Here is a 26,983-nt window from a genome sequence, read left to right on the forward strand (position 1 = left end):
AGGGCAGCTATGACGACGATGTCACATTCGGCGACGATCGGCGCGGAGGCGCATGCCGCACCGAAAAGCAAATCGCGCAATCTCTCGCTCGATCGCGCCCGCACCTTCCTGACGCTCGTGGTGCTGCTGCATCATGCGGTGATCCCCTACACCCATTTCGGTCACACCGATCCGGCCTCCTTCGCCGGCTTCGACATGATCGTGCTCGCCACCGACAGCTTCTTCATGGCGATGTTCTTCTTCCTGTCGGGCCTGTTCACCTGGCCCGGCATCGCGCGCAAGGCGCCGTCGGTCTTTTTGCGCGACCGTCTGCTGCGGCTTGGGCTGCCGTTCGCGATCGCGGCTCTCACCGTCATCCCGCTCGCCTATTACGCGATCGCGCTGCGGGCCGAGCCCGAGCTGACCTTCGCGGCATTCTGGTGGAAGACGGTGACGACGGGACCGTGGCCAAGCGGCCCGATCTGGTTCGTGTGGGTGCTGCTCGCCTTCGACCTCACCGCAAGCCTGCTCTACCGCGTCTCCTCGCATCTGGTCGATCCGGTCAACCGCATCTCGCTGCGCGGTTTCGAGCAGCCGGCCGTGTTCTGGCTGCTGCTCGCCGGCGTCAGTTTGCTCGTCTACGTGCCGGCGCTGGTCTATTTCGGCGCCAACAAATGGTTCGAGTTCGGGCCGTTCTCGGTGCAGGCAAGCCGCATCCTGCTCTATTTCTCGTATTTCTTCATCGGCGCCAGCGTCGGCTCGGCGAATTTCGATCGCGGCATCCTCGGCGCGGACGGCCAATTGCCCAAGAACCGCTGGTTATGGGTGATCGTCACGCTGATCCCGTACTGCCTGATGTGGGGCATGATCTACATCAAGCGCGAAATCCTCGGCAATCCCGATCCGCTGCCACACTGGTATCCTGTCTTCTACGGCACGTTCTTCGTGCTGTTCTCTGCCTCGATCCTGCTCGCGATCCTGGCCTTCTTCCTGCATTCGAAGGCGCCGGGCCCGACCCTGCTCGACCGCATGCAGGCGGATGCCTACGGCATCTTCCTGGTGCACTATCCGATCGCACTATGGATCCAGTACGCGCTGTTCGACTACGAGCTGCCGGCGATCGTGAAGGCCACGATCGGCTTCGTGCTTACGGTGATCCTGAGCTGGGGCCTGACGGCGGTACTGCGGAAAATTCCGGGCGCGTCACACGTGTTGTGATATCCGGGCTACGGAGCCCACCACACTCACCGCCGTCATCCTGAGGCGCGAACCTTGCGACGCATTTGCATCGCAAGGTGAAGCCTCGAAGGATGGGCCGCAGACACTTGCAGCCCATCCTTCGAGGCGCGCAAGCGCGCGCACCTCAGGATGACGGTTGGGCTTGCGGCGAGGAAGAATCGGAGTTGGCATGGAGCCGACGGACCTGAGGCAGCGTCCTACGCCGCCTTGCCGCCCATATAGTCCGGCAGCCAGCGCTCGTGCGACGTCCGCAGCGCGTCGATCGCAACAGGCGCTTCGCCCGCGATGGCAATGGCATCGCCGCCGGTGGTGCCGATCCGCACGCAGGGCACCTCGCAGCCGCGCATCTTGGCGAGCACACGGCCGGCTTCGGCTTCCGGCACGGTGACGAGATAGCGCGCCTGATCCTCGCCGAACCAATAGGCCTGCGAGACCAGCGACGTCGGCGCCGCCAGCAGCTTGGCACCGATGCCGCTCGCCATCGCCATCTCGGCCAACGCGACCAGCAGGCCGCCGTCGGAGAGGTCGTGCACGGCGGTCGCGGTGCCCGCATGGATCATGCCGCGCACGCAATCGCCGTTGCGCTTCTCGGCGGCGAGATCGACCGGCGGCGGCGCACCCTCTTCGCGGCCGCAGATGTCGCGCAGATACACCGACTGGCCAAGCCAGCCGTGGGTGTCGCCGACCAGCAGGATCGCCTCGCCCTCGGCCTTGAAGGCGAGCGACGCCGACTTGGTGAAATCGTCGAGCAGGCCGACGCCGCCGATCGAGGGTGTCGGCAGGATCGCGCGGCCGTTGGTCTCGTTGTAGAGCGAGACGTTGCCGGAGACGACCGGGAAGTCGAGGGTGCGGCAGGCTTCCGAGATGCCCTTCAGGCAGCCGACGAACTGGCCCATGATCTCGGGCCGCTCGGGGTTGCCGAAATTGAGATTGTCGGTGATCGCGAGCGGCTTGCCGCCGACCGCGGTGATGTTGCGCCAGGCTTCCGCCACGGCCTGCATGCCGCCCTGATAGGGATCGGCCTCGCAATAGCGCGGCGTGACGTCGACGGTCAGTGCCAGGCCCTTGGGCCCGTCCTCGACACGCACCACGGCGGCATCGCCGCCGGGACGCTGCATGGTGTTGCCGAGAATGACGTGGTCATACTGCTCCCAGACCCAGCGCTTGCTGCACATGTCGGGCGTGCCGATTAGCTTCTCGAGCGCGGCGCCGAGCGCCATCGGCGCAGGCACCTCGCGGGCATGCACGACCGGCAGCGCGGCGGAGGGCACATGCGGGCGGTCGTACAGCGGCGCCTCGTCGCCGAGCTCCTTGATCGGCAGATCGGCCATCACGTCGCCGCCATGCTTGACCACGAAGCGCTTGCTCGGCGTTGTGTAGCCGACCACCGCGAAGTCGAGGCCCCACTTTTTGAAGATCGCCTCGGCTTCCTTTTCCTTCTCGGGCTTGAGCACCATCAGCATGCGCTCCTGGCTTTCCGAAAGCATCATCTCGTAGGCGCTCATGCCGGTCTCGCGGGTCGGCACCGCATCGAGATCGAGGTCGACGCCGAGGTCGCCCTTGGCGCCCATCTCGACCGCCGAGCATGTCAGCCCCGCCGCGCCCATGTCCTGGATCGCGATGACGCAGCCCTTCTCCATGATCTCGAGGCAGGCTTCCAGCAGCAGCTTCTCGGCGAAGGGATCGCCGACCTGCACGGTCGGCCGCTTCTCCTCGGACTTGTCGTCGAACTCGGCCGACGCCATCGAGGCGCCGTGGATGCCGTCGCGGCCGGTCTTGGAGCCGAGATAGACGATCGGCATGTTCACGCCGGAGGCGGCCGCATAGAAGATCTTGTCGGTATCCGCGAGGCCCACGGCCATGGCGTTGACCAGGATATTGCCGTCATAGCGGGTGTGGAAGCGCACCTGGCCGCCGACCGTCGGCACGCCGAAGGAATTGCCGTAGCCGCCCACGCCTGCGACGACACCGGAGACGAGATGCCGGGTCCTGGCATGCTCGGGCGCACCGAAGCTCAGCGCATTGAGGCAGGCGATGGGACGTGCACCCATGGTGAAGACGTCGCGCAAAATGCCGCCGACGCCGGTGGTCGCGCCCTGATAGGGCTCGATGTAGCTCGGGTGGTTGTGGCTCTCCATCTTGAAGACCACGGCCTGGCCATCGCCAATGTCGATCACGCCGGCATTCTCGCCGGGGCCCTGGATCACCCAGGGCGCCTTGGTCGGCAGGCCCTTGAGATGGATGCGTGACGACTTGTACGAGCAGTGCTCGTTCCACATCGCCGAGAAAATGCCGAGTTCGGTGAAGGTCGGCTCCCGCCCGATCAGCTTCAGGATGCGCTCGTATTCGTCGGGCTTGAGCCCGTGGGCGGCAACCAGTTCGGGGGTGATCTTGGGTTCGTTCTTCATGGAATCCAGGCTTTCGGCGGCGGCTGGGCCGTTCTTAGGAACATCCGGGGCTCGCGAAAAGCCCTTTATGGCGCATTTTCCCGCTGTCCCACGTTTTGCAGGCGGGGGCGGCGGGAACAGGAATTGCACGGCGCGGACGGATCGGATTTAAGGGCTCGAGACCCGCAATTGAAGGCCCATTTCCTTGCACGAATTGACCAAAACGCCCCCGCCCCGCCGCCCGGACCTGCACATCGCCACCGAGGGCGAATTTCTGGGCTGGCGGACCTGGATCCGCGACAGTTTTGAAGCCCATGTCGGCCCCTTCTGGCACCTCATCGAGGCGGACGGCAGCGTCCGCAGCGCCTTCCGGGTCGAGAAGAAGCATCTCAACGGCTCCGGGAACGTCCATGGCGGCTGCTACATGGCCTTTGCCGACTACTCCCTGTTTGCAATCGCCACCCATGTCCTGGACAGCCGGGCGGTGACGACCAATTTCGCCTGCGAATTCCTCGACGCGGCACGCGAGGGGGAGCTGATCGAGTGCACCGGCGAGGTCACCCGCGCCGGCGGTTCGCTGATCTTCCTGCGCGGCAAGATGACGTCCGGCGACCGCGTGCTGCTGACCTTTTCCGGCACGATCAAGCGGATGAAGCGGAAGGCGCTCCCTCAGCCAAACGCATAGCTCGGCCGCTTCCCTTTTCGCCCGCCCTCGCCCAGACTTCCTGGCAAGCGCTGTCGCGCCGGGGAGCAGGAACAAGGTGCCGCAGAGCACATCGGAGGCGCGTCGCGCGACGGCGGCCGCAGCAACGCCGTTGCCGTCCATGGCCGCCACCGGCGCCCGCAACTGGCGCGACTATGCGTTGCTGCTCGCGCTCGCGTTCTGCTGGAGCTCGACCTATCCGTTGACGAAGCTGGCGCTTCCCACCATCCCGCCGATCACCTTCATCTCGGTACGCTCGCTGATCGCCGCCGCCTTCCTGTTCGCGATCCTGTGGATGCGCGGCATCAAGGTCCCGACCGACGCGAAGGCCTGGAAGCTGTTCGCCACCCAGCAACTCATCAACTCCACCTTTCCCTTCCTGATCATCACCTGGTCGCAGCAATATGTGCCCGCCTCGAACACGGTGGTGCTGGCCTCGACGACGCCGATCTTCGCCTTCCTCATCACCTCGCTGATCACGCGCCATGAGCCGGCCACGCTCATCAAGCTGGCAGGCGCAATCCTTGGCCTCGCCGGAACGATTCTCATCGTCGGGCTCGACGCGTTGCGGGGTCTCGGCAGCGAGATCGTGGCGGAAATCGCGATCCTGCTCGCCACCATCTCCTTTGCCTGCGCGAGCATCTTCGGCCTGCGCCTGTCCGACTACGATCCGATGGTGGTGGCGGCGGGCTCGGTGCTGTTCGGCGGCCTCGTGCTGCTGCCGCCGTCGCTGATCATCGACCAGCCCTGGACGCTGAGCCCGACCCCGACGGCGATCGTCGCCACCATCGTCATGAGCATCGTCTCGAGCGCATTCGGGTTGATGCTGTTCTACGTCTGCCTCGGCCGCCTCGGCACCCTGACCACGAACGCGCAAGGTTACTTGCGCATCCCGATCGGCGTGGGGCTATCGGTGCTTTTGCTCGGCGAAAGCGTGCCGTCGAACCTGGCGCTCGGCCTGCTGCTGGTGATGGCGGGCGTTGCCGCAATGACGGTGCCGGCTAGGCGGCTGAAGCTGCGATAGCGCAAGACGCGATTACTTGGCGTCGTCCGCCAGCATCTTCCGGTATTTCTCGACGTCGCGCGTCACCAGCTTTTGCAGCACTTCCGGCGCATGTTCGTTCGCATCGGGCGCGACGGTCGACAGATCGGCGAAACGCTTCTTGACCGCGTCGGTTTCGACGGCGGTCCGCGCCGCGGCGTTGAGCTTGGCGATCACGGCCGGCGGCGTGCCCTTGGGCGCGAACAGGCCGTTCCAGCCCTGCGCCTCGAATTCGGGCAGGCCCGCTTCCGCGGAGGTCGGCAGGTCGGGCAGCGTCGCGAGCCGCACGGTCGAGCCGACCACGAGCCCCTTCACCAGCTTCTCGTTGATCGACTGCGAGACCGAGGCGGCAGCATCGCAGACGCCGTCGATCTGGCCGCCGACGGCATCGGTCAGCGCGGGCGCCGCGCCGCGATAGCCGACCAGCGTCGCGTCGATCCCGGCTGCGGTGACGAAGCTCTTGCAGATCAGATAGTTCGACGAGCCAACGCCGGCATGGCCGAGATTGATCTTGCCCGGATTGGCCTTGGCATAGGCGATGAACTCCTTGAGGTCCTTCGCCGGAAAATCCTTGCGCAGCGCGACGATGCCGAACGTCTTCGCCACCATCGCGATCGGCACGAAGGAGTCCGGCGTGAACGGCAGCTTTGGATAGATCGTATAGGTCGCGGCATTGGTGCCGGCATTGCCGATCGCGATGGTGTAGCCGTCGGGCTCGGCGCGGGAGGCGCGTGCCAGCGCGGTCGAACCGCCGGCGCCCGCGACGTTCTCGATCACGATCGTCTGGCCGAGCGCGATGCCCATCTGCTCGGCCACCGCGCGCGCGATCACGTCCGAGGTGCCGCCGGCCGCGAACGGCACGATCATGGTCACGGGACGCTTGGGATAATCCTGCGCGAATGCGCCGGTCGCGAGCGAAATCGACGCGAGCGACAGCGCCGCGATCGCGACGAGCGAACGCTTCAGCCCAAACGCAATCACGCGGCTTTTTCCAGATGCGCGGTCAGGCCCGCGAACAGGCCGCGGCCGTCGGTGCAGCCCATGATGTCTTCGACGTGGTTTTCCGGATGCGGCATCATGCCGAGCACGTTGCCCCCGTCGTTGACGATGCCGGCGATCGAATGCGCCGCGCCGTTGATGTTGCTGTCATCGTCGACCACGCCTTCGGCGGAACAGTAGCGATAGAGCACCCGCCCCTCGCCCTCGAGCCGCTTGATGGTCTCCTCATCCGCCTCGTAATTGCCTTCGCCATGGGCCACCGGCACGCGGATCACCTGCCCGGCATTGTAGCCGCGGGTGAACGGCGTATCGGACCGCTCGACGCGCAGATGCACGTCGTGACAGATGAATTTCAGCCGCGCATTGCGCATCAGCACGCCCGGCAGCAGGCCGGACTCGCAGAGGATCTGAAAACCGTTGCAGACGCCCAGCACGAGGCCGCCCCTGGCCGCGTAGTCGCGCACCGCGTCCATCACCGGCGCGCGTGCCGCGATGGCGCCGCAGCGCAGATAGTCGCCGTAGGAGAATCCGCCCGGCACCACCACGAGATCGGTCCCCGCAGGCAGCGCCGTCTCGGCGTGCCAGACCATCGCCGGCTCGCTGCCCGAGATCAGCCTCAGCGCACGCGCCATGTCGCGCTCGCGGTTGATTCCGGGAAAGACGAGGATGGCGGCTTTCATGGCAGAGGTTCCGACGGTGATGGGAATCGGGCTGGCCAAAGGGCCAATTCGTCAAGAGACATAGCCATTTGACGGGGATTTTACCAGTGCTAGCCTCGCCGGACGGCCTTGTACACAGGCCATAGCCTTGGTCACTTTTGCCCGACGATCTTGCCCGGGATTGAAGCCATGAACGTCCCGTCGCTGCCCACATCCCCCTCCGAGCCGGTGTCCGCCGAGGGCGTCGTCGCCGCAGGCGCCTATGTCGACGGCCGCCGTATCGCCAACATCGCCATCAGCGAAGCCTCGAGCTGGCGGGCCAAGCCCGGCCACGTGGTCTGGATCGGCCTGCACGAGCCCGACATGGCGCTGCTCGGCGCGGTGCAGAAGCAATTCGACCTGCACGAGCTCGCGATCGAGGACGCCAACCACGCCCATCAGCGGCCCAAGATCGAGCAATATGGCGAAGCCCTGTTCATCGTGGCGCGGACGGCGCAGCTGGTCGAGGGCCGCATCGTCTTCGGCGAGACCCACATCTTCGTCGGCGAAGGTTATCTGGTCTCGGTGCGCCACGGCGCCTCGACGTCCTACACGCCCGTGCGCGAACGCTGCGAAAGCTGCCCGCGGGCGCTCGCCCGCGGCGAGGATTACATCCTCTATGCGATCCTCGATTTCATCGTCGACAATTACTCGCCCGTGCTCGAGAGCATTCACGACGAGGTCGAGGGCATCGAGGACGACGTGCTGTCCAAGCCGATCAGCAAGACGCAGATCGAGCGGCTCTACATGCTCCGCCGCGACCTGCTGCGGCTGCGCAACGCGATCGGGCCGCTGGTGGAGGTCTGCCGCCGGCTGGAGCATGACGAGCTGTCGATGGTCCGGCAGGCCATGCAGCCGCTATTCCGCGACGTCACCGATCACGTCCGCAACATCCAGGAGCGCATCGATTCCATGCGCGAGGTGCTGGCCTTCGCCTTCGAGGCCAGCCTGCTGGTCGGCCAGGCACAGGAGACGGCGGTGTCCAAGAAGCTCGCCTCGTGGCTCGCGATCATCGCGATCCCGACCGCGCTGGCCGGCATCTACGGCATGAACTTCAAGCACATGCCGGAGCTGGAATGGGACTACGGCTATTACATGCTGCTCGGCGTGATGCTGACGGCCTGCACCGCGCTGTACTGGCGTTTTCGTCGCGTCGGATGGCTGTGACGGAATTGCCGTAGCCCGGATGGAGCGAAGCGCAATCCGGGACAGTGCCCGCAGATGCACACCCGGATTTCGCTTCGCTCCATCCGGGCTACAAGGACGACCTAACCGATCAGCTCGACCCGATAGTTCTCGATCACGGTATTCGCCAGCAGCTTGTCGGCGGCATCCTTCAACGCCGCCTCCGCCTTGGCCTTGTCGGCGCCGGCGAGCTCGATGTCGAACACCTTGCCCTGCCGGACGCTGGCAACGCCGTCGACGCCGAGCGACTTCAGCGCGCCTTCGATGGCCTTGCCTTGCGGATCGAGGATGCCCGTCTTCAAGGTAACGGTGACACGTGCCTTCACGTCGAAAATCCCCTCAGCTCTTCACCAGCACCGGGCCTGTGCCCTGCGGACGCTCGTTCTCCATGAGGATGCCGAGGCGCTTTGCAACTTCCGTGTAAGCCTCGAGCAAGCCACCGAGATCCCTGCGAAAACGATCCTTGTCGAGCTTCTCGTTCGACTTGATGTCCCACAGCCGGCAGCTGTCCGGCGAGATCTCGTCGGCGACGATGATGCGCATCATCTCGTTCTCGAACAGGCGGCCGCACTCCATCTTGAAATCGACGAGGCGGATGCCGATGCCGAGGAAGAGGCCGGTGAGGAAGTCGTTGACACGGATGGCGAGCGCCATGATGTCGTCGATCTCCTGGGGCGTCGCCCAGCCAAAGGCCGTGATGTGCTCTTCCGACACCATGGGGTCGTTGAGCTGGTCGTTCTTGTAGTAGAATTCGATGATCGAGCGGGGCAGCTGGGTGCCCTCCTCGATGCCGAGGCGCTGCGACAGCGAGCCGGCGGCCACGTTGCGCACCACCACCTCGAGCGGCACGATCTCGACCTCGCGAATCAACTGCTCGCGCATGTTGAGACGGCGGATGAAGTGGGTCGGCACCCCGATGTCGTTGAGGTGCTGAAACAGGTACTCCGAGATCCGGTTGTTGAGGACACCCTTGCCCTCGATCACCTGATGCTTTTTCGCATTGAACGCGGTGGCGTCATCCTTGAAGTGCTGGATCAAGGTACCGGGCTCCGGGCCTTCATACAGAACCTTTGCCTTGCCTTCATAAATGCGACGCCGACGGCTCATGGGGATGTACCGTGTTTTGTTGAAATCCATATATTTGGTGTGCTCCGGTTACCAGGATTACGACCCACAGCGGAGCTGCCGTGAACAGCCGGGAACCCGTCTATGACCCAAGAGAACCTGGAGGAAACAGAACGGGAACCAAGCCTTCCGGCAACCTATCCGATTGGCTGACCGAGCACAATCGATCCGGCCGTCCGGCACCAACTTATACCATCTTGCCTGCGGCTTAACGGCCCGTTGTTTTGCCGATTCGTGCTATCTATGTAGGCATGCAGTCGGGTCGCCGCAACGGAAGGCTCCCGCTCCATTCAGCAGGGGATTTGGAACAAGGTATGAGCCAGTTCGACAAGCGCCAGGAAGGTTTTGAGAAGAAGTTCGCCCTCGACGAGGAGCAGAAATTCAAGGCGGAAGCCCGCCGCAACCGGCTGCTCGGGCTGTGGGCGGCCGAAAAGCTGGGCATGTCAGGTGACGCCGCCACCGCCTACGCCAAGGAAGTGGTCGCGGCTGATTTCGAGGAGGCCGGCGATGCCGACGTCCTGCGCAAGCTGACGGCCGATTTCGCCGCCAAGAACGTCACCGTCACCGAGCAGGCGATTCGAGCCAAGATGAGCGAGCTGCTTGCAGTCGCCGCCGCCGAGGTGAAGGCGGGGAAGTGACTTGACCCATAGAGAGTAGCGAATGGGCGTCCCCATTCGCTGCTCACGATTCGCCACTCGCCTCGTTCACTCCTCCTTGAAGCCGTATTCCGGCACGTTGCCGCTGGCACCGTAATATTTGTACGGCAGGAATTTGCCGCTCATGGTGATCTTGACGCGGTCGCCCTTCGGGTTGGGTAGGCGCTCCATCACCATGTCGAAATCGATCGCCGACATGATGCCGTCGCCGTACTCCTCCTCGATCAAGGCCTTCCAGGCCGGACCGTTCACCATCACCAGTTCGTAGAAGCGATAGATCAGGGGATCGGTCGGCGGCATCGGCATGCCGCGCATCGGTGTCTCGTTGAGCATGGCGACTTCGGACTTCGACAGGCCGAACAGCTCGCCGGCATTGGCCGCCTGCGGCTTCGTCAGCTTCATCTGGCCGAGAATGGCGCCTGTTATCAGCACCTCCGAATAGCCGCCGATCTTCTCGCAGATGTGCTTCCAGCTCCATCCCTTCTCGCGCTTGATGTCGAGCAGCTTTTCGGTGAGGTCTTCGCGTTTCATGCCGGGGTCTCCTTGGTTAGGCACTCAATCCGGGATTTGTCCCGGGCATCCACGTTTGCCGTGGCTCATCGCTGCCCGCCGCAATCGTGAGCCCCGGCTTGCCGATCTGCACCAGCGGTACGTTGCGCGGATCGTGATCGGACATCTCGGTCGTGAAGGTCTTGCTGCGCGTCACCAGGAAATCGATGATGTGGTTGCGCAGCGCATAATAGAGCGGATGGCGGTGCAGATCGGTACGGCCGCGATCCCTCGGCAGCGGGTTCTCGACGACTTCCGCCAGCACCGCGCCGGGCCCGTTGGTCATCAGGAAGATCTTGTCGGCGAGATAGATCGCCTCGTCCACATCGTGAGTGATCATGAACGCGGTCTGCCCCGTCTCCAGGCAGATGCGCCGCACCTCGTCCTGCAGTGTACCGCGCGTCAGCGCATCCAGCGCAGAGAACGGCTCGTCCATCAGCATGATCTTCGGCGTGATCGACAAGGCCCGCGCGATGCCGACGCGCTGCTTCATGCCGCCGGACAATTCCGATGGCCGCTTGTGCTCGGAGCCGGTGAGACCGACGAGATCGATGAAAGTCTGAGCATGCGCCTTCACCCTGGCGCGATCCCAGTTGCGCCATTTCGAGCTCACGGCATAGGCGACGTTGCCGAGCACGGTGCGCCAGGGCAGCAGCGCGTGGCTCTGAAAGATGACGGCGCGGTCGAGGCTGGTGCCGGAGATCGCCTGCCCGTCGACGATCACCGTTCCCTCGCTCGGCGCGTCGAGCCCGGCGAGGATGTTGAGCACGGTGGTCTTGCCGCAGCCGGAATGCCCGATCACGCAGGCGAACTCGCCGCGTGCCATCGACAGCCACAAATTCTCGAAGATGGTGGTCGTGGCGCCGCTGGCGCCGGGATAGCGCTTTGCGATGCCTTCGATGGAGATGAACTTGTTGGTCACAGCCTCTACTCCGGAAACGTGACCAGGCGCGTGAAACGCGCCAGGATCTGGTCGAGCAGCATGCCAATGATCCCGATCAGCAGGATCGCGATGATGACGTTGGTGATCGACAGGTTATTCCACTCGTTCCAGACGAAATAGCCGATGCCGGTGCCGCCGACGAGCATCTCGGCGGCGACGATCACGAGCCAGGCGATGCCGATGGAGATGCGCATGCCGGTCAGGATCGTCGGCGCCGCTGCGGGGAGGATGACGGTGAAGGCGCGCCTGACGGTGCCGACTTCGAGCGTGCGCGCGACGTTGATCCATTCCTTGCGCACGCTGGCGACGCCGAAAACGGTGTTGAGCAGCATCGGCCAGATCGAGCAGATGAAGATGACGAAGATCGCGGAGATCGAGGAATCCTTGATGGTGTAGAGCGCGAGCGGCATCCAGGCCAGCGGCGAGATCGGCTTCAGCACCTGGATGAAGGGATCCAGCGCCTTGCTGAGCAGCGGCGACATGCCGATCAGGAAGCCGAGCGGGATCGCGACCAGCACCGCCAGCAGATAGCCGAGCCCGACGCGCGCGATCGAATAGCCGAGCTGGATGCCGAGCCCCTTGTCGTTCGGCCCGTTGTCGTAGAACGGCCGCCGCAAATGCTCCCACAGCTTGGCGCCGACATCGAGCGGCCCGGGCATCGCCGATTTACCCTGCGTCGCCGTCAGGCCCATCAGCTTGGCGTATTCCGGACTCATCGTCGTCGTGGCGCCGGTCGACCGCGTGGCCAGATGCCAGACGCCGAGGAACGCGGCGAGCAGCACGATGGAGACGAGACCGGCGCGGAGACGGAGGGAAGATGTCATCGGGCGCACCATCGATACTGTGTCCCGGGCGCGGCGCAGCACGAAGTGATGCGACGCAAAACCGGGACCCATGCGGCCACACTGGGTCCCGGCTCAGCGATGCACCACTGCGTGCTGCTTCGCGTCCGGGACACGAGAGAGCTCACCATCACGACGCCTTCCTGATCTTGAAGCTCGCGACATAATCCTCGGGCTTGGCCGGATCGAAGGTCTTCCCCATCACCGAGAACGACTTGTACGCGCTTGCAGGCGGCGACAGGCCCATCTCGGTCATCAGCTTCTTGGTGTCGGTGGCCAAATACACCTGCTCGGCGACCGCCTTGTAGTCGACGTCGCCCTTGATCTGGCCCCAGCGCTTCATCTGCGTCAGCATCCACACCGCAAAGGACTGCCAGGGGAACGGATCGAAATCGACGCGCTTCGCATCCGTCTTCACGCCGCCGAGACCGTCGGCATAGGTGCCGGTCAGCACCTGCTCCAGCACGGTGACGGGCGCGTTGATGTAATTGGCCGGCGCGATCGCTTCCGCGATCTGCTTGCGATTCTCCGCTTTCGACGCATAGGCCGTGGCATCGACGATGGCCCGCGTCAGCGCCGCAAAACTGTTCGGCGCCGTCGTGATGAACTCGCGGCTGGCGGCGAAGCTGCAGCAGGGATGACCGTCCCAGATTTCCTTGGACAGAATGTGCATGAAGCCGACGCCGTCATAGATCGCGCGCTGGCAGATGTTGTCGGGTGCGAGGAAGCCGTCGATGTTGTCGGCGCGCAAATTCGCGACCATCTCCGGCGGCGGCACCGAGCGCAGTTGCACGTCGGTGTCGGGGTCGATGCCATGCTCGGCGAGATAATAGCGCAACAGGTAATTGTGCATGGAATAGTCGAAGGGAATTGCGAACTTCATTCCCTTCCAGTCTTTCGGATCGCGCTTGTCCTTGTGCTTCATCGCAAGCGTGATGCCCTGCCCGTTGATGTTCTCGATCGCAGGCACAGCGAACGGAATCGGGTTCGACCCCAGGCCCAACGAGATCGCGAGCGGCATCGGCGCCAGCATGTGGGCGGCGTCGTATTCCTTGTTGATCGTCTTGTCGCGGACCACGGCCCAGCCGGCGGTCTTGACCACTTCGACATTGAGCCCGTGCTTGGCATAGAAGCCGAGCGGCGCCGCCATGATGATGGGCGTGGCGCAGGTGATCGGAATGAAGCCGACCTTGAGGTCCTTCTTCTCGGGCGCGCCGGCCTGCGCGAAAACTTCGGTCGCCGTCTGCAGCGGAAAGAACTGCGACAGCGCGGCCAGCGCGGTCGACGCCCCGACCGACTTCAGGAAAGCGCGCCGCGCCACGTCCTGCGGAAACATCGCGCGCATCACGGCAGACGCAACCACGCCCTCGTAGCGTTTCTCCTCGCTCTCAACGGGCTCGCAACGCAGGGTCAGGGCAGCCTCGTGCTCTCCCGCCGAGGCGTGCTGGCCGCACACACAACCGGAACGGAGATTGCGATTGGCATCGAATGGATCGTCGAACGTGGACATGTTGCTGCGCCCCTTTGTCACACCGCGCGGCGGACGCCCCTGCCCGCCGCATCAGATCAAAATTCCATCGTGGCCCGGCTACGGCTTGCGCAGCCGGGCCATTGGAAACATGCAGGTTCTATGCCGCCTTGCCTGTTACCTGGGCAGCTACCGGCAGCCCCTGCTCGATCGGCAGCGAGGGGTCACGCGACCATTCGTTCCAGGAGCCGAAATACATCCGCACGTCCTTCACGCCGGCATTCTTCAGCGCCAGGAACGTGTTCGAGGCGCGCGCCCCCTTGAAGCAGTAGAGATAGACCGGCGTCGACGGTGAGATGCCGACGGTAGCGCATTCGGCGAGGATCTCGTCCTTGGACTTGAACCGGGGCCCTTCCGCGGTCGGCTTCATCATGCGGTACCATTCCAGCCACACAGCGCCGGGGATGCGACCCTTGCGCGGGCAGAAATCCTTGCCGTAGGGCGACGAGCTGTCGCCGATCCATTCATCGACATCGCGCACGTCGAGGATGGCGATGCCGGGTTTGCCGACCGCGGCAAGCATCGTCTTCGCATCGATCAGGATGTCGCCGGCTTCCGGCACGATCGCGAACGAGGCCTTCACCGGGGTCGGAACGTCCTTCGTCACCGGCAAGCCCGCGGCCGCCCACGCATCGAAGCCGCCATGCAGCACCTTGATCTTGGGATAGCCGAGCATGGTGAGGAGATAATAGCCGCGGCAGGACTGGCCGAAGCCGGAATTCATCGATTGCTCGTAGATCACCGCCGTCTCCTTGCCGGAGAGACCGGCGGCGCCGAAGGCGTCGGCGAATTTGGTCTTCAGCTCGGCCATGCCTTCCGGCGTCGAGGTCGCGAGGAACGTGAAAATCTCGTGCACGTTCACGGCATTGGGCAGATGCCCGGCGGCGTAGGCGTCGGGATTGCGGGTGTCGATGACGACACAGGGTTCGAGCTTCAAGAGATCGGCAAGTTCGCTGGCAGAGATCAGAACGTCCGTCATTGGCAGCCTCTCCGTTGAGGTTAAGTGGTCTTCTGGGGGTGGACTCGTGAAGCTCAGCAATCGGCGAGCATCTTGCGCAGCTGCTTGGTGGCCGGCGTGACGATCGCCACGAAATAGGCCTCGCGCAGCCGACGCTGCGCGCGGTGGCCTTTGAGATAGCCGCGCGCGCCACAATGCAGCATCGCCGCATGCGCCGCCGCGACGCTGGCCTCGCCGGCGCGAAGCCTGAGCGCAATCACCTTGCGCCAGTAGGTGTCCTCCTCGTTGTAGGGATCGCGCGCCAGCGCCATGGTCTCGGCCTCGAGCTCGGCGGCGAGGTCGCGGAAGTGCACCGGCTGTTGCGGCAAATAGCGGTTGATATGGCCGAGCGGGTTATCCACCTCGTCCATGATGTTGATGCAGTCCTTGATGAGGCCGAGCGCCATGCCGGCCTGCAGCAGGATGAAGCCGGCGCGGATCTTCTTGACGAAGGGGCCGGCGGGATCGGCCAGGATCAGCTCATCCGGCACGAAGACGTCACGGAATTGCACGCCATAGGTGCCGGTGCCGTCCATCGCCATGAACGGCTTGCACGGCGTCAGCGTGATCGCAGGGTCCGAGCAGTCGGCCAGGAACATGACGGTGCCGGGCTCGCCGCTTGCCTTGCCCTGATCATCCTCGCGCTCGAAGATGGTGCCGAAATAATGGCCGGGGCCGAGATTGGAAACCCACGGCAACGCGCCGCGCACGATATAACCGCCCTCGACCTTGCGGCCTTTCAGCTTCAGTTTCTCGATGCCGAAAAAGCTCTTCATCGGGTTCGACAGCCCAGTGCCGCCGAGCACCTGGCCGGTCGAGAAGCCATCGCCGAAGCGCTTTGCCAGTTTCATGTTGGTCGAGTTGGCGGCATACCAGACCAGCGTGTTCTGGCACCAGGCCATGAAGGCCGTGGCGCCGCAGACCTCGCCGATCGCAGCCATCGCCTGGATCGCGCAACGAAGATCGGCGGGACCTTCGTGCGGCACGTGACTGCCCCAGGCGCCGACGGCGCCGAACTTGCGCAGCACCTCGGCCGGATAGACCGAGCCGTCGTCGATGCCGGCGGCAAGCGGCGCGAGATCTTCGCGCGCGATCCGCGCCACCTCCCCTGCAATGGACGGTGCGGGCTGATCCAAAACCTCGGCCCGCGATAAAGCCAGTGAACCCATGATCGTCTCCCGCACCTTGTCCTGGTTGCCGTCTGCTAGATGCCGACCTCGAGATTGACCGGACGCGTGAAGGTGTTGGCCACCGGCGACCATTTCTTCACATGGTCGACCAGCGCGTTGATCTCGTCCTGCGAGACGCCCTCGCACGCCATGTCGACCTTGACCCGCACGTCGGTGAAGCCGACCGGCTTGTCCGAGGTATCGCCGGTGCCCCAGACCGCGGTGATGTTGAGGTCGCCTTCGAGCTCGAGCTCGAGCTTGTTGACGATCCAGCCGCGATGCACGGCGTTGGCATGCAGGCCGACTGCGAGGCAGGAGCCGAGCGCGGCGAGCGAGGCTTCCGACGGATTCGGCGCGGTGTCGTCGCCCAGCAGCCCCGGCGGCTCGTCGACGATGTAGGGCGGCAGGTTGCGGATGTAGTTGGCGTGGCGGAACTTGCCTTCCGCGACCGTCTTGCACTTCAAGGTCTTGACGACCTTCGGATTGGCCTTGCCGCTCGCAATCAGTTGCTCGAGGCCATTCTTGTCGATGGGCGCTAGGCACCCCGTCAGCACTGTCTTTTGAACGACGGCAGTCATCATCTTCTCCCTGGCAGAAGTGGAAAACGGCAGGATACCGAACGGTCTGTTTCCTTGCATGGAGCGTGCCAGAGCAGCCCGAAAACGAAACGCGAGGCATTGGAGCCGCTTAGCGGTGGCTGCCTGTGGATTGATCAGCGGCGTCCTGCTCAAAGGCGATGCAGATGAGAGCGCCGGTGCGAATCTTTTTAGCGCGGAGCAGATGCGGCTTGATGATACCGCGCGGCTGCGATTAAGTTGCAGTCCATGGCCAAGCCTTCACTGAACAAGCCCTCGCTGAACAAGATGTCGTCGAAGAAGAACGCGGCGCATTCAGGCGCCGGCGACGACGAATCCGCGCGCGGGCGCCTGCTCAGCGCCGCCTCGCATCTGTTCTGCAAGAACGGAATCAACGCCACCGGCATCGATGCGATCATCGAGGAAGCCGGCACCGCGAAGACCACGCTGTACAAGCTGTTCGGCTCCAAGACCAATCTCGTCAACGCGGTGCTGGAGAGCGAAGGCAAGCAGTGGCGCGAATGGTTCATAGCCGCGATGGAAGACGGCGGCGGCGATGCACAGGCGAAGCTCACGCGCATCTTCCCGGCCCTGAAGAGCTGGTTTGCCGAAGAGCGCTTCTATGGCTGCCCCTTCATCAACGCGGTCGGCGAGCACGACAAGGACGCCAAGCAGTTCCGCAACATCGCGCTGAAGCACAAGAAGATCGTGCTCGGCCACATCGAGAAGCTTGCCGGCGAGCTCGGCTCGAGCGAGCCTGCCGTACTCGCGCATCAACTCGGCCTCCTGATCGACGGCGCGATCGTCGCCGCGATGATCTCGCGTGATCCCGGCGTGGCAGATACGGCGGCGCTGACGGCCGGTCCCCTGCTCGGCCAGTCGAAGGCGAAGAAGAAGCGCGAGTTGGAGGCGGTGTGAGTCTGCCGTGATCACATGGTGATCCCGTAGGGTGGGCAAAGGCGCGAAGCGCCGTGCCCACGCTCTTCCAGAGATCGAGGGACAACGTGGGCACGCTTCGCTTTGCCCACCCTACGAAATACGTCCGATAAATCTGCCAATCGCCTCCAGCACGGGTCGCTGATCGCCGGCAAAGAACCAGTGATCGTTGCCGTCGAGCTCGACGAACTCCGCGCCCTTGATCCGGCTCGCGATATCGCGGCCGGCTGCGATGCGCACCGCCTTGTCGCCTCGTCGGTGCAGCACCGATGTCGGCACGGCGATTTGCGGCAGCAGGTGTCGCACGTCGGCGTCGCGAAACGCTTCCAGCACGGCCGAGATGCCGCCGGGACTGGAGGCCGCGCGCAAGAGCCCGGCCCACCAGGCGCGCGCCTGGGGATCACCGGCCAGAGTCGGCGCAAATGTCTCGATCCCGACCGGGCCGCCCCATTGCGCAATCAGATGCCTGCTCCAGGCATCATACTGGCTGGCGCGCAATGCGTGCGGATAGTCCTCGGACCAGCACCCCTTGGCCAATGCACCGAACAGGATCAACCCGGCCACGCGGCGCGGCTCGTCGACCGCGAACTTGATGCAGGCCGGGCCGCATTCGGACGCGCCAAACAGCACGACACGGCGCGAGTCCGCGGCCCGCAGCACGGTGCCGATATCCTCCGCAGTGACATCGATGCCGGGCGCCGATCCGACCCGGTCGGACAGCCCGATGCCGCGCCGGTCGAACACGATCAGCCGCCCGAGCTTCATCAACGACGCCAGGAAGGTCCGGCTCGCCGGATGCTCCCAGGCGCGCTCCACATGCGAGACGAATCCCGGCATGACCAGAATATCGAGCGGACCGCGGCCATAGGTCTGATAAGCCAGATGCACGCCGCCGCCCTTCACGTAACGTGTGGTCGGAGTGGCGTGTGGAGCCGCAGCCGGACTCATCAGCGCTTCGGTCTCGGCCTCCGGCGCGACGTCGAGCTCGTCGCGCAGCCGCTGCGTCAGCGCCGCGTGATGGCGTTCAGCCGCGCTTCGGTCGCCCGCCAGCAGCAGGCTGCGGATCAGGTGCCGGCCGTACACTTCGCTGAGCGGATCGAGCTCGACCAGACGCTGCGCATGGGCCGTCGCGGCAAAATGGTCTCCGGCCGCGTTCTTGTCCTGCACGAGACGCTCGAGCGCATGCACCAGCCGGCCCCGTAGCGCCTCGCGGCGAAAGAACGCCCAGTCATCGAATTCGGGACAATCCTCCGGAGCGAACCCCGCCAGGAAGTCGCCCCGGTAAACCAGGCAGGCCTGTTCGAATGCGCCGCGGTCGCAGGCCTCCTCGAACAGATGCGAGTCGAGCTGCAGCTCGACGTCCGGCGACCATCGCAGGCTGGTGCGGTCGGTCTCGAACACGGACTTGCCGAGCGCGAGCTCGACGCGATGAAGCAGCCGCCGCAAGCGCGCCAGGCCCGTCTCACGGGGCGTCTCCGGCCATAGCAGCGTCGCCATCATTTCGCGCGCGACGGCGCTTCTCGCCTCCCCGAGATAGACCAGCAGCGCAAGCCCCTTGCGCAAGGCCAGCTTGATCGGGCGGCCGTCGGCGCGGACCTCGGGGAACCCGAACGTTCCCAGCGAGAAAGCCGTCATGGAAATCCTCTTCTTCCGGCCGGCGTCCCCCGGGGGACGCGCAGGGGACGGTCCGGTGGGTACGATCGGGCCAGATCGAGCCTGCTCGCCGGAGAGCGCCCAGGCTCTGCATGCGGCACCGCCGCCCTCGGCACAATAGGAAAAACCATGTTCGCGCGCCTCGCAATCCTGCTCTATGCCCTCGTGAGCTATGCCGTCTTCACGATTTCATTTCTCTACGCGCTCGGTTTCGTCGGCAATTATGTCGTGCCGAAGTCCATCGACGTCGGCCCCGCTTCGAGTCTGGGCGAGGCCGTATTCGTCAACCTGCTGCTGATGAGCCTGTTCGCCATCCAGCACACCGTGATGGCGCGCCCGGGCTTCAAGCGATGGCTGGCCCAATACATCCCCGCGGCCTACGAGCGCAGCACCTACGTGTTGCTCTCCAGCCTGATCCTCCTCCTCCTGTTCTGGCAGTGGCGGGCGATTCCCGCACCGGTCTGGCAGACGAGCGGAATAGCGGCGTGGGTGCTGACCTCCACGCATTGGCTCGGCTGGCTGATCGCGTTCGCCTCGACCCACATGCTCGATCATTTCGACCTGTTCGGCTTGCGCCAGGCTCTTGCCGCGTCGCGCGGAGCCGAGATGCCCGACCAGTCGTTCCGGACCCCGCTGCTCTACAAGATCGTGCGGCACCCGATCATGCTCGGCTTTCTCCTCGCATTCTGGGCCACACCCGTCATGACGGAGGGCCACCTGCTGTTCGCGCTTGCCAACACCGCCTACATCCTGATCGCATTGCAGTTCGAAGAGCGCGATCTGATCGCCGTATTCGGCGCAACGTATCGGGATTATCGCCGGCGCGTTCCGATGCTGGTGCCGCGACTGTCCGCACGCGGCCGCAACGACGGTCGCCGGCCAGCCGGAGCTCCGTGATGAACGCAATGCTCCCGCTTCCCGCGACGGCGGTCGATGCCGCGACCCTCGCCGATACGCTCGACGGGCTCGACATCGGCCTGTATCTCGTTGCCGCGGATGCGCGCCTCGTGCACGCCAATACGGCCGGGCGCGCCATTCTCGCGGCGCGCGACATCCTGCGCGACGTTCGCGGCCACCTCGTGGCCTGCGATGGCGCAGCCAACCATGTCCTGCAACGGCTGTTCGCCGCGCCCCGACTGGCCGGCGAAACAGCGGTGCCGATGATCGGCGCCGACGGCCAGCGCTTTGTCGCCCATGCCCTGCCGCTGGCATCCGAAGCGCGCCTGTATGCGGATGAGGCTTGCCGCGCCTCGGCCGCCTTGTTCGTTCGCAAGGTGGCCCTGACGATACCGCCTTGCTCCGACGTGATCGGCCAGGTCTTCCGGCTGACGCCGACCGAATTGCGCGTCCTCCTCGCGATCGTCGAACTCGGCAGCGTTCGCGACGTTGCCGCCGCGTTCGGCGTCGCCGGCTCGACGATCAAGACACATCTGCGCCGCCTGTTCGAAAAGACCGGCGCCGCGCGACAGGCCGATTTCGTCAAGCTCGTCGCGGGATATGCGACGCCGCTGAGAAGCACCGGAGAGCCACGATGAAAGCCATTCTCTGCCACGCCTTCACCGGACCCGGCGATCTCAGCCTCGGCGAGATCGATGTGCCCCAGCCTGCCGGCGACGAGATCCTCATCGACGTCCATGCGGCATCCGTGAGTTTCATGGACCAGTTGATGGTCTCGGGCCTCTACCAGATGCGGCCGCAGACGCCCTTCGTGCCCGGCACGGAAGCCTCCGGAACGGTCGTCGCAGTTGGCGGCGACGTGACAAGGTTCGCGCCCGGCGACCGCGTGGCCTGCAGCAGCTGGACCGGCGGCTACGCCGAACGGATGATTGCGAAGGAGTCGAAGACCGTACGCCTGCCTGACGGCGTCGCGTTCGAAGCGGCGGCAACCATCCTGCATAATTACGGCACGGCCTATTATGCGCTGGTCGAGCGGGCGCGAGCCGAGCGCAGCGAAACGCTGTTCGTCACCGGCGCTGCCGGCGGCGTTGGACTGGCCGCCGTCGACCTCGGCCGCCATCTCGGCCTGCGCGTCGTCGCCGGCGTCGGCTCCGACGACAAGGCGGCCCTGGTGCGCGGCTATGGCGCCAGCGCGGTCATCAACTACCGCAGCGAGGATCTGCGCGACCGGATCAAGTCGATCACGTCGGGAAACGGCATCGATGTCGGCTTCGACAATGTCGGCGGCGCGATCTTCGAGCAGATGGCCCGGCTGATGAAATGGGGCGGACGGCTGATGCCGATCGGCTTCGCCGGCGGCGAGATTCCGTCCATCCCGATGAACCTGCCGCTGCTGAAGAACTTCTCCATCGTCGGTGTCTTTGCCGGCGCCTGGGCGGAGAAATTCCCTCAAGAGGGCGCACGCATGAACGACACGCTGATGCAATGGCTCGCCGACGGACACATTCGCCCGCATATCGATCGTCTCCTCCCTTTGGCGGAGGTCGCCGAGGCCATGCGGGCCGTGGCCAACCGGACGGTTCAAGGCCGAATTGTGCTCAAAATCAGGTAAAATGCGCCATGGCCCGGATCATCATCGACAAGCGCTATTGCGGCCCTCCGAATTCCGGCAACGGCGGCTATGTCTGCGGCCGGCTGGCCCGGCACGTCCCCGGGGCTGCAGAGGTGACACTGCGTGCGCCGCCGGCTCTGGACACGCCGCTCGCTGCGGTCGCAATGGACGACGGCACATGGGAGCTTCGCGATGGCGACAAGGCCGTCGCCACCGGGCGCGCCGCGAGTGTCGAGCTTGCGCAGGTCGAGACAGCCACCCTGCCGGAAGCCCGCGCGGCCGAATTGCTCGCACTGTCCAGACCGCATGAGCATCCGCTGCCACACTGTTTTGTCTGCGGTCCCGCAAGGACGAAAGGCGACGGCCTGCGCATCTTCGCCGGCCCGCTCGGCCGTCGCGCGCAGACACCCGTTCTCGCCGCGAGCTGGGTCCCCGATCCGAATCTCGCCGCCGAGGATGGCCTCATCGCCTCCGAATTCCTCTGGTCCGCGCTGGATTGCCCCACCGGCTTTGCCTGCAATTACGACCAACAGGGCGGCAGCTTCGAGAAGACCCCGCTCCTGCTCGGACGGATGGCAGCCCGCATCGAAGCCCGTCCCCGTCCCGGCGTGCCCTGCATCGTCACCGCATGGCCCACCGGCCGCGACGGCCGCAAGCGCACGGCCGAGGCCGCGCTTCACGATGAAGCCGGGAAGCTGCTCGCTGTGGCGAGGACGACATGGATCGCAGTGGAGCGCGAGGTGCAGCTCGGGCGCGGCTGATATAAACCCGATCCCGCAGGGTGGACAAAGCTTCGCGCCTTTGCCCACCGACAAGATCGCATTACAGCAAGGTCTTGGAGAAACCCGCCGCAAGATGATCGATCAAGGCGCGCACGGCCCGCGGTAGACCTCGTCGTGTCGTAAACACGAGATGCACGATACCCGGGTGACCACGCCAGTCCGACAGCACATGGACGAGCTTACCCTGCTCGAGCGCCTCCCGGCAAAGATGGTCGGGCAGAAGCGCAATGCCGAGTCCCGCGACCGCCGCATCACGCACTGCGCTGAAGTCACCGCATCCCATCCGCGGCTCGTGCCTGTGGATGCGAGCTTGCCCGTCATTCGTCTCCAGATGCCATTCCACCATCGCGTCGTCATCGGAGGTCGCGAGCGTCGGAAGTGCGGCAAGATCGTCGAGAGTTCGCAGCCGGCTTGCCAGTTGCGGGCTTGCGACAAGGATCCGCATCGATGTGCCGAGCGACCGCATGGTGAGTGCCGCGTCACCGACGAGCACAGAACGGACCCGCAGGGCCACGTCGATCCGCTCCTCAATCAGGTCCACCGGCCTGTCGATGGCAACGAGTTGCAGGCGTACCTTGGGATAGCGCGTCAGGAAGCTCGACACGAGGCCGGACATCTCCCCGACCATGCCGGTCGGACAGCTGAAACGAATGCGGCCGTGCGGCTCGGCCTGCGCTTGCGTGACCAGCGCCTCGGCCTGTTCGGCCTCCGCCATGATGGCGCGACAGCGCTCGTAGAAGGCCTGGCCCACTTCGGTGACGCGGAAGCGTCGACTCGAGCGTTCGATCAGGCGCAACCCCAGGCGTTCCTCGAGCCCGGCAATCCGCCGGCTCAGCTTGGATTTGGGCTCGTGCAGCGCCCTTCCCGCGGCGGCGAATCCGCCGTGCCCGACCACCTCGGCAAAATAGGCGAAGTCGTTCAAATCAGTCTTCATCGTTCCTCTCATAGAACGTTGAGTACCAAATTTGCTTTCTACCGTCACCATCGTTCCAACCGCATATACGACGGGTGACGGCGCTTCTGCCGGGAATTCCAAAGGAGACGAACGATGACCAACAGGTTCAACAACAAGGTCGTGGTGGTGACCGGCGGCACCAGCGGCATCGGACTTGCCACCGCAAAGGCTTTTGCGGCCGAGGGCGCCTCGGTTTTCATCACCGGCCGCCGCAAGGACACGCTGGACGCAGCAGTGAAATCGATCGGCGGTCGCGTGACCGGCGTGCAGGGCGACATGGCCAATCTCGCCGACATCGACCGGCTCTACGACGCCGTCCAGAAGAAGCACCAGCAGATCGACGCGATCTTCGCCAATGCCGGCGGCGGCGAGTTCGCACCGCTCGGCGCCATCACCGAGGAGCACTATCAACGCACTTTCGACACCAACGTGAAAGGCGTTCTCTTCACCGTGCAGAAGGCACTGCCCCTGCTCCGCGACGGCGCGTCCATCGTGCTGAACGCCTCGACCACGAGCGTCTCGGGCACGCCCGCCTTCAGCGTCTATTCGGCGACCAAGGCTGCCGTGCGCAATTTCGCGCGCACCTGGATTCTCGACTTGAAGGATCGGCGCATCCGCGTCAACGCCGTCAGCCCCGGTGTGACCGAAACGCCCGGGCTGAACCATCTGTTCGGCGCCGGCGAGCAGGCCGAAGGCACCAAGACTCATCTCGCGAGCATGATCCCGGCCGGCCGCGTCGGCCAGCCCGAGGAGATCGCGAAGGCTGTTCTGTTCCTCGCCTCCGACGAGGCCAGCTTCGTCAACGGCGTCGAGCTTTTCGTCGACGGCGGTCAGGTGCAGATCTGAGCGCACGTTCGATCAAGCTGGAAGCATGCTTCGACCGCCGGACATTCCGTCCGGCGGTAAGGCAGACCGCCTTAATTTACCTTCCATCAAGCACGGCTTGCGATCAGGGAACCCTGTAAACACGGCTTTAGGAGCCCCCGCCTTTATCATCCGCACGACAAGGGGATACTTTGGGATGCGGTCCGACGCTGGACGATACAGCTTGCCACGCTGGCGCGTGATGCAGTGGTTGACGGACGTCGGTCCCGACGTGCCGGCCGACATTCGTGCAGCCCTCATCGCCCAACTCTTCGGTGCGGTCCCGATCTTTGCCGGAGGCGCCATCAATTCGGTCGCGATCGCGGCCATCATCGCCTATCGACAGCAGACGGCGCCGCTCATCGCCTGGTTCGTGCTCGAACTCGTGATTTGCCTGGCGCGCCTCGCGATCCTGCTCGCAGCACATCGCGCGATCCGGCTGCATCGCCCGACCCCGACCGATCTTCATCTCCTGTTCTCGATGGCCTGGAGCCTGAGCCTCGGCCTTGGCGCGATGGCGAGCATCGCGAGCGGCGACTGGCTCGTGGCGATGCTTGCTTGCATGTCCACGGCCGCGATGATCGGCGGCATCTGCTTCCGCAATTTCGGTGCGCCGCGATTTGCCGGGCTCATGATCCTGATCAGTCTCGGCCCCGTCGTCCCTTACATCGCCCTTCTTCACGAGCCGGTGCTCTACATCATGATCTACCAGATCCCGATGTATCTCGCGGCCATGACCGGCGCGGCCTTCCGGCTCAACAGGATGCTGATCACCACCATGCAGGCCGAGCGCGAGAACAGCCGTCGCGCGCACCATGACGCACTCACGGGTCTGCTGAACCGCGCCGGGTTGGTCGGTGCGCTCGAAGCGGAGCTCGCGCAAGCCGTCCGTGAGCCGCGCTCCTTTGCTCTGTTCTTCGCCGATCTCGATGCGTTCAAGCCGATCAACGACACGTTCGGGCATGCAGCCGGCGATGAGGTGCTGAAGACTGTCGCCGGGCGGTTGCGCAAGGCGGTGCCCGAAGGCGCGGCCATCGCGCGGATGGGCGGCGACGAATTCGTCGCCCTGGTCGATGGCATCACGGCCGAGCAGGCACAGGCGATGGGACAACGCATCGTCGGCGAGATCGCAAAGCCCTATCAGGTCGACGGGGAGACCCCTGTGATGATCGGCGTGAGTGTCGGCATCGCGCTGTCACCCGATCACGGTTCCCAGGTGGACGAATTGCTCGCGGTCGCGGATGCGGCCCTCTACGAAGCGAAATCCGGCGGCAAGTCGCGCTGCTGCCTGGCGACGCTTGAGGGCGGCCTGACTGTGCTGCGCCGGCTCCAGAATAACCGCAGGCGTGCCACGCACGCGATCAGCGCGGCGGCCTGACCGCGTCCTCTCTCGCGTTCGTGTGACGCGCGGCTCAGCTCATCCGGTCTGCAGCCCACCCCATAGCCGTCCTGCCGAAGAAAGCTCCCAGCGCGCCGAACATCGCGGTCGTCCCGACATTCCACATCAGGATCATGGCCGAGGCATCGATGGTGTGGAACAGCGACAGTGCCACGGCCGTAAGCGCGCCGACACCGAGGCTGCCCGTGATCGCGACCGCAGCCGGCTGAAGAACGGCTGCGTAGCGCAGCATGAAGCAAAGCAGACACGAAAGGGGTAGGCCCGTCAGCACGAGCGTGGAGAAGCACCGCACAGCCTCGCCCGGACTCACCCCCTCCGGTCCAATCACGACCCAATGGGTCAGGCACTGATAGCCAACGTTGGACAGCCAGACGACAAGAGCGGGAACGGGAAGCAGCAGCCAGAGCTTCGAGCGGTCGGGCAGGCTGACGACGAAGGCCGCGATGGCCGCGAGGATGCCTGTCGCAAGCGCCGCTGCCGTGCGCGTGGCGAAGGCCGTCTCCCGCAGCCGGTCGCCGAGGTCGGGTCGAATGCCGCGATTGACTGCGATCAGCGCCAGCAGCAAGGCGGCAAATCCAAGCCAGCCAAGGGCGCGCACCAACGGCGGCTGCAGTCGTTTCACCGGCTTCATGTCCGACGCAAGCGTAGCGATGAGGTCGGGCGTATCGATCATGGCTGGATCCGGTCGGAAAAAAGTCTTTGCAGGTTCTTCAGAGCCCGGTGAACGTTCACCTTGAGCGCTACGACCGACATGCCGCTCGCATGCGAAGCGTCCTTCAGGGACATGTCCTGCAGTTTGACGAGCCGCAGCGCCTTCTGTTGAGCCGGCGGCAGGGTTTCGACGGCAGCCTGCAGATGATGCCCATCCAGGCCCGTATCGGATTGCGGCTCTGCAACGGCTTCGTGTTCGCGCTCCATTGCGACCTCCCGGCGGCGGATGCGGCCCCAACCGCGCAGCCGGTCGACCAGCCGACGCTTGGCGATGGTCACGAGCCAGGGGGCGAAGGGACGCGCGGGGTCATAGGTGTGTCTGATCGCGTGCACCGTCAGCAGAATATCCTGGATGGCGTCCTCTACGTCGGCGCCATCTCGAAGTCGCGGCGTCGCCAACGAACGCAGGAATGGGGATATCTCCGTCAGCAGGCGATGATAGGCGACCCGATCGCCGTCCTGCGCCCGCGCCATCAGGATCGACCAGTCGAGCTCGCGCGCCTGCCGGGTATCCCGTGCATTGGAGCCGCTGCCATCGATCACCTTGAGCAGCACCAT

28 protein-coding genes are annotated in these 26,983 nt (G+C 64.8%); 12 read left to right on the plus strand and 16 right to left on the minus strand.

The window, feature by feature from the left end; genetic code table 11:
* Positions 1 to 9: 9 nt before the first annotated feature.
* Positions 10 to 1,197, plus strand: coding sequence for an acyltransferase family protein (locus tag CIT40_RS22345; protein ID WP_094895638.1), 1,188 nt, complete (start codon positions 10 to 12; stop codon positions 1,195 to 1,197).
* Between the two features lie 218 nt (positions 1,198 to 1,415).
* On the opposite strand, the gene purL is transcribed toward CIT40_RS22345, so the two are convergent.
* Positions 1,416 to 3,626 carry a phosphoribosylformylglycinamidine synthase subunit PurL gene (gene purL / locus CIT40_RS22350; RefSeq protein ID WP_094895639.1) on the minus strand — a complete coding sequence of 737 codons (2,211 nt, stop codon included), beginning with the start codon at positions 3,624 to 3,626 and terminating at the stop codon, positions 1,416 to 1,418.
* A gap of 184 nt (positions 3,627 to 3,810) precedes the next feature.
* On the opposite strand from purL, the gene CIT40_RS22355 reads away from it, so the two are divergent.
* Together CIT40_RS22355 and CIT40_RS22360 are read left to right on the plus strand one after the other, a co-directional pair.
* Complete coding sequence (locus CIT40_RS22355) at positions 3,811 to 4,290, plus strand: PaaI family thioesterase (protein ID WP_162307615.1); 480 nt, start codon at positions 3,811 to 3,813, stop codon at positions 4,288 to 4,290.
* Positions 4,291 to 4,366: 76 nt separating this feature from the next.
* A complete protein-coding gene (locus tag CIT40_RS22360) occupies positions 4,367 to 5,332 on the plus strand; it encodes a DMT family transporter (protein ID WP_094895640.1) in 966 nt (321 codons plus the stop codon).
* Positions 5,333 to 5,344: 12 nt separating this feature from the next.
* On the opposite strand, the gene CIT40_RS22365 is transcribed toward CIT40_RS22360, so the two are convergent.
* Both CIT40_RS22365 and purQ read right to left on the minus strand, forming a co-directional pair.
* Complete coding sequence (locus CIT40_RS22365; protein WP_094895641.1) at positions 5,345 to 6,331, minus strand: tripartite tricarboxylate transporter substrate binding protein BugD; 987 nt, start codon at positions 6,329 to 6,331, stop codon at positions 5,345 to 5,347.
* Positions 6,328 to 7,029 (minus strand): phosphoribosylformylglycinamidine synthase subunit PurQ, encoded by a 702-nt coding sequence (gene purQ, locus CIT40_RS22370; RefSeq protein ID WP_094895771.1) that lies wholly within the window; start codon positions 7,027 to 7,029, stop codon positions 6,328 to 6,330. The genes CIT40_RS22365 and purQ overlap by 4 nt, the downstream gene beginning before the upstream one ends.
* 168 nt (positions 7,030 to 7,197) lie before the next feature.
* Here purQ and CIT40_RS22375 point away from each other — a divergent pair, with 168 nt between their 5' ends.
* The gene (locus CIT40_RS22375; protein WP_094895642.1) at positions 7,198 to 8,214 is read left to right on the plus strand and encodes a magnesium and cobalt transport protein CorA; all 1,017 of its coding nucleotides are present in this window, start codon (positions 7,198 to 7,200) and stop codon (positions 8,212 to 8,214) included.
* A 101-nt stretch (positions 8,215 to 8,315) separates the two neighbouring features.
* On the opposite strand, the gene purS is transcribed toward CIT40_RS22375, so the two are convergent.
* Together purS and purC are read right to left on the minus strand one after the other, a co-directional pair.
* A complete protein-coding gene (gene purS, locus CIT40_RS22380; RefSeq protein WP_007602264.1) occupies positions 8,316 to 8,558 on the minus strand; it encodes a phosphoribosylformylglycinamidine synthase subunit PurS in 243 nt (80 codons plus the stop codon).
* A 13-nt stretch (positions 8,559 to 8,571) separates the two neighbouring features.
* The gene (gene purC, locus CIT40_RS22385; RefSeq protein ID WP_172782948.1) at positions 8,572 to 9,339 is read right to left on the minus strand and encodes a phosphoribosylaminoimidazolesuccinocarboxamide synthase; all 768 of its coding nucleotides are present in this window, start codon (positions 9,337 to 9,339) and stop codon (positions 8,572 to 8,574) included.
* A gap of 332 nt (positions 9,340 to 9,671) precedes the next feature.
* Between purC and CIT40_RS22390 the strand changes: the two genes are divergently transcribed.
* A complete protein-coding gene (locus tag CIT40_RS22390; protein WP_094895643.1) occupies positions 9,672 to 9,995 on the plus strand; it encodes a DUF1476 domain-containing protein in 324 nt (107 codons plus the stop codon).
* Positions 9,996 to 10,061: 66 nt separating this feature from the next.
* Here the strand turns inward: CIT40_RS22390 and cynS are convergent, their stop codons facing one another.
* From cynS to CIT40_RS22425, 7 genes are all read right to left on the minus strand, one after another.
* Positions 10,062 to 10,544, minus strand: a complete 483-nt coding sequence (gene cynS, locus CIT40_RS22395; RefSeq protein ID WP_094895644.1) for a cyanase — start codon at positions 10,542 to 10,544, stop codon at positions 10,062 to 10,064.
* Positions 10,545 to 10,560: 16 nt separating this feature from the next.
* Positions 10,561 to 11,484 carry an ABC transporter ATP-binding protein gene (locus CIT40_RS22400; protein ID WP_094895645.1) on the minus strand — a complete coding sequence of 308 codons (924 nt, stop codon included), beginning with the start codon at positions 11,482 to 11,484 and terminating at the stop codon, positions 10,561 to 10,563.
* A gap of 5 nt (positions 11,485 to 11,489) precedes the next feature.
* Complete coding sequence (gene ntrB, locus CIT40_RS22405; protein ID WP_094895772.1) at positions 11,490 to 12,329, minus strand: nitrate ABC transporter permease; 840 nt, start codon at positions 12,327 to 12,329, stop codon at positions 11,490 to 11,492.
* Between the two features lie 148 nt (positions 12,330 to 12,477).
* Entirely contained in the window at positions 12,478 to 13,857 is a 1,380-nt protein-coding gene (locus CIT40_RS22410) for a CmpA/NrtA family ABC transporter substrate-binding protein (RefSeq protein ID WP_094895646.1), read from the minus strand.
* A gap of 118 nt (positions 13,858 to 13,975) precedes the next feature.
* On the minus strand, positions 13,976 to 14,854 hold the full coding sequence (locus tag CIT40_RS22415) for a sulfurtransferase (protein WP_094895647.1): 879 nt from the start codon (positions 14,852 to 14,854) through the stop codon (positions 13,976 to 13,978).
* A gap of 53 nt (positions 14,855 to 14,907) precedes the next feature.
* Positions 14,908 to 16,041, minus strand: a complete 1,134-nt coding sequence (locus tag CIT40_RS22420; protein ID WP_162307616.1) for an acyl-CoA dehydrogenase family protein — start codon at positions 16,039 to 16,041, stop codon at positions 14,908 to 14,910.
* A gap of 35 nt (positions 16,042 to 16,076) precedes the next feature.
* Entirely contained in the window at positions 16,077 to 16,619 is a 543-nt protein-coding gene (locus CIT40_RS22425; protein ID WP_094895773.1) for an OsmC family protein, read from the minus strand.
* Positions 16,620 to 16,865: 246 nt separating this feature from the next.
* On the opposite strand from CIT40_RS22425, the gene CIT40_RS22430 reads away from it, so the two are divergent.
* Entirely contained in the window at positions 16,866 to 17,534 is a 669-nt protein-coding gene (locus CIT40_RS22430) for a TetR/AcrR family transcriptional regulator (RefSeq protein ID WP_162307617.1), read from the plus strand.
* Positions 17,535 to 17,645: 111 nt separating this feature from the next.
* Here CIT40_RS22430 and CIT40_RS22435 read toward each other — a convergent pair whose 3' ends face one another.
* On the minus strand, positions 17,646 to 19,187 hold the full coding sequence (locus CIT40_RS22435) for a bifunctional AfsR/SARP family transcriptional regulator/alpha/beta hydrolase (RefSeq protein ID WP_094895649.1): 1,542 nt from the start codon (positions 19,185 to 19,187) through the stop codon (positions 17,646 to 17,648).
* 147 nt (positions 19,188 to 19,334) lie between these two features.
* On the opposite strand from CIT40_RS22435, the gene mddA reads away from it, so the two are divergent.
* Genes mddA through CIT40_RS22455 form a run of 4 tightly spaced genes read left to right on the plus strand, consistent with a single transcriptional unit; the run spans position 19,335 to position 22,475 of the window.
* The gene (gene mddA, locus CIT40_RS22440; RefSeq protein ID WP_094895650.1) at positions 19,335 to 20,102 is read left to right on the plus strand and encodes a methanethiol S-methyltransferase; all 768 of its coding nucleotides are present in this window, start codon (positions 19,335 to 19,337) and stop codon (positions 20,100 to 20,102) included.
* Positions 20,102 to 20,740 carry a helix-turn-helix transcriptional regulator gene (locus CIT40_RS22445; protein WP_094895651.1) on the plus strand — a complete coding sequence of 213 codons (639 nt, stop codon included), beginning with the start codon at positions 20,102 to 20,104 and terminating at the stop codon, positions 20,738 to 20,740. Before mddA ends, CIT40_RS22445 begins: the two co-directional genes overlap by 1 nt.
* Positions 20,737 to 21,714 carry an NADPH:quinone oxidoreductase family protein gene (locus tag CIT40_RS22450; RefSeq protein WP_094895652.1) on the plus strand — a complete coding sequence of 326 codons (978 nt, stop codon included), beginning with the start codon at positions 20,737 to 20,739 and terminating at the stop codon, positions 21,712 to 21,714. The genes CIT40_RS22445 and CIT40_RS22450 overlap by 4 nt, the downstream gene beginning before the upstream one ends.
* An 8-nt stretch (positions 21,715 to 21,722) precedes the next feature.
* A complete protein-coding gene (locus CIT40_RS22455) occupies positions 21,723 to 22,475 on the plus strand; it encodes a hotdog family protein (protein WP_094895653.1) in 753 nt (250 codons plus the stop codon).
* 61 nt (positions 22,476 to 22,536) lie between these two features.
* Here the strand turns inward: CIT40_RS22455 and CIT40_RS22460 are convergent, their stop codons facing one another.
* Positions 22,537 to 23,430, minus strand: coding sequence for a LysR family transcriptional regulator (locus CIT40_RS22460; RefSeq protein WP_094895654.1), 894 nt, complete (start codon positions 23,428 to 23,430; stop codon positions 22,537 to 22,539).
* Between the two features lie 114 nt (positions 23,431 to 23,544).
* Between CIT40_RS22460 and CIT40_RS22465 the strand changes: the two genes are divergently transcribed.
* Both CIT40_RS22465 and CIT40_RS22470 read left to right on the plus strand, forming a co-directional pair.
* On the plus strand, positions 23,545 to 24,297 hold the full coding sequence (locus CIT40_RS22465; RefSeq protein ID WP_094895655.1) for an SDR family NAD(P)-dependent oxidoreductase: 753 nt from the start codon (positions 23,545 to 23,547) through the stop codon (positions 24,295 to 24,297).
* 25 nt (positions 24,298 to 24,322) lie between these two features.
* On the plus strand, positions 24,323 to 25,693 hold the full coding sequence (locus CIT40_RS22470) for a GGDEF domain-containing protein (RefSeq protein ID WP_334265208.1): 1,371 nt from the start codon (positions 24,323 to 24,325) through the stop codon (positions 25,691 to 25,693).
* 34 nt (positions 25,694 to 25,727) lie between these two features.
* Here CIT40_RS22470 and CIT40_RS22475 read toward each other — a convergent pair whose 3' ends face one another.
* Positions 25,728 to 26,387, minus strand: coding sequence for an NrsF family protein (locus CIT40_RS22475; RefSeq protein WP_094895657.1), 660 nt, complete (start codon positions 26,385 to 26,387; stop codon positions 25,728 to 25,730).
* The gene (locus CIT40_RS22480) at positions 26,384 to 26,983 is read right to left on the minus strand and encodes a sigma-70 family RNA polymerase sigma factor (RefSeq protein WP_202975461.1); all 600 of its coding nucleotides are present in this window, start codon (positions 26,981 to 26,983) and stop codon (positions 26,384 to 26,386) included. Before CIT40_RS22480 ends, CIT40_RS22475 begins: the two co-directional genes overlap by 4 nt.

The organism is Bradyrhizobium amphicarpaeae, from assembly GCF_002266435.3.
Classification (GTDB): Bacteria; Pseudomonadota; Alphaproteobacteria; order Rhizobiales; family Xanthobacteraceae; genus Bradyrhizobium; species Bradyrhizobium amphicarpaeae.

Coding starts and splice junctions, on each gene's coding strand:
- CIT40_RS22345 (WP_094895638.1), top strand. CDS start 10: ATGACGACGATGTCACATTCGGCGACGATCGGCGCGGAGGCGCATGCC.
- purL (WP_094895639.1), bottom strand. CDS start 3,626: ATGAAGAACGAACCCAAGATCACCCCCGAACTGGTTGCCGCCCACGGG.
- purQ (WP_094895771.1), bottom strand. CDS start 7,029: ATGAAAGCCGCCATCCTCGTCTTTCCCGGAATCAACCGCGAGCGCGAC.
- CIT40_RS22375 (WP_094895642.1), top strand. CDS start 7,198: ATGAACGTCCCGTCGCTGCCCACATCCCCCTCCGAGCCGGTGTCCGCC.
- purC (WP_172782948.1), bottom strand. CDS start 9,339: ATGAGCCGTCGGCGTCGCATTTATGAAGGCAAGGCAAAGGTTCTGTAT.
- CIT40_RS22390 (WP_094895643.1), top strand. CDS start 9,672: ATGAGCCAGTTCGACAAGCGCCAGGAAGGTTTTGAGAAGAAGTTCGCC.
- cynS (WP_094895644.1), bottom strand. CDS start 10,544: ATGAAACGCGAAGACCTCACCGAAAAGCTGCTCGACATCAAGCGCGAG.
- ntrB (WP_094895772.1), bottom strand. CDS start 12,329: ATGACATCTTCCCTCCGTCTCCGCGCCGGTCTCGTCTCCATCGTGCTG.
- CIT40_RS22410 (WP_094895646.1), bottom strand. CDS start 13,857: ATGTCCACGTTCGACGATCCATTCGATGCCAATCGCAATCTCCGTTCC.
- CIT40_RS22415 (WP_094895647.1), bottom strand. CDS start 14,854: ATGACGGACGTTCTGATCTCTGCCAGCGAACTTGCCGATCTCTTGAAG.
- CIT40_RS22420 (WP_162307616.1), bottom strand. CDS start 16,041: ATGGGTTCACTGGCTTTATCGCGGGCCGAGGTTTTGGATCAGCCCGCA.
- CIT40_RS22425 (WP_094895773.1), bottom strand. CDS start 16,619: ATGACTGCCGTCGTTCAAAAGACAGTGCTGACGGGGTGCCTAGCGCCC.
- CIT40_RS22430 (WP_162307617.1), top strand. CDS start 16,866: ATGGCCAAGCCTTCACTGAACAAGCCCTCGCTGAACAAGATGTCGTCG.
- CIT40_RS22435 (WP_094895649.1), bottom strand. CDS start 19,187: ATGACGGCTTTCTCGCTGGGAACGTTCGGGTTCCCCGAGGTCCGCGCC.
- mddA (WP_094895650.1), top strand. CDS start 19,335: ATGTTCGCGCGCCTCGCAATCCTGCTCTATGCCCTCGTGAGCTATGCC.
- CIT40_RS22445 (WP_094895651.1), top strand. CDS start 20,102: ATGAACGCAATGCTCCCGCTTCCCGCGACGGCGGTCGATGCCGCGACC.
- CIT40_RS22450 (WP_094895652.1), top strand. CDS start 20,737: ATGAAAGCCATTCTCTGCCACGCCTTCACCGGACCCGGCGATCTCAGC.
- CIT40_RS22455 (WP_094895653.1), top strand. CDS start 21,723: ATGGCCCGGATCATCATCGACAAGCGCTATTGCGGCCCTCCGAATTCC.
- CIT40_RS22460 (WP_094895654.1), bottom strand. CDS start 23,430: ATGAAGACTGATTTGAACGACTTCGCCTATTTTGCCGAGGTGGTCGGG.
- CIT40_RS22465 (WP_094895655.1), top strand. CDS start 23,545: ATGACCAACAGGTTCAACAACAAGGTCGTGGTGGTGACCGGCGGCACC.
- CIT40_RS22470 (WP_334265208.1), top strand. CDS start 24,323: ATGCTTCGACCGCCGGACATTCCGTCCGGCGGTAAGGCAGACCGCCTT.
- CIT40_RS22475 (WP_094895657.1), bottom strand. CDS start 26,387: ATGATCGATACGCCCGACCTCATCGCTACGCTTGCGTCGGACATGAAG.
- CIT40_RS22480 (WP_202975461.1), bottom strand. CDS start 26,983: ATGGTGCTGCTCAAGGTGATCGATGGCAGCGGCTCCAATGCACGGGAT.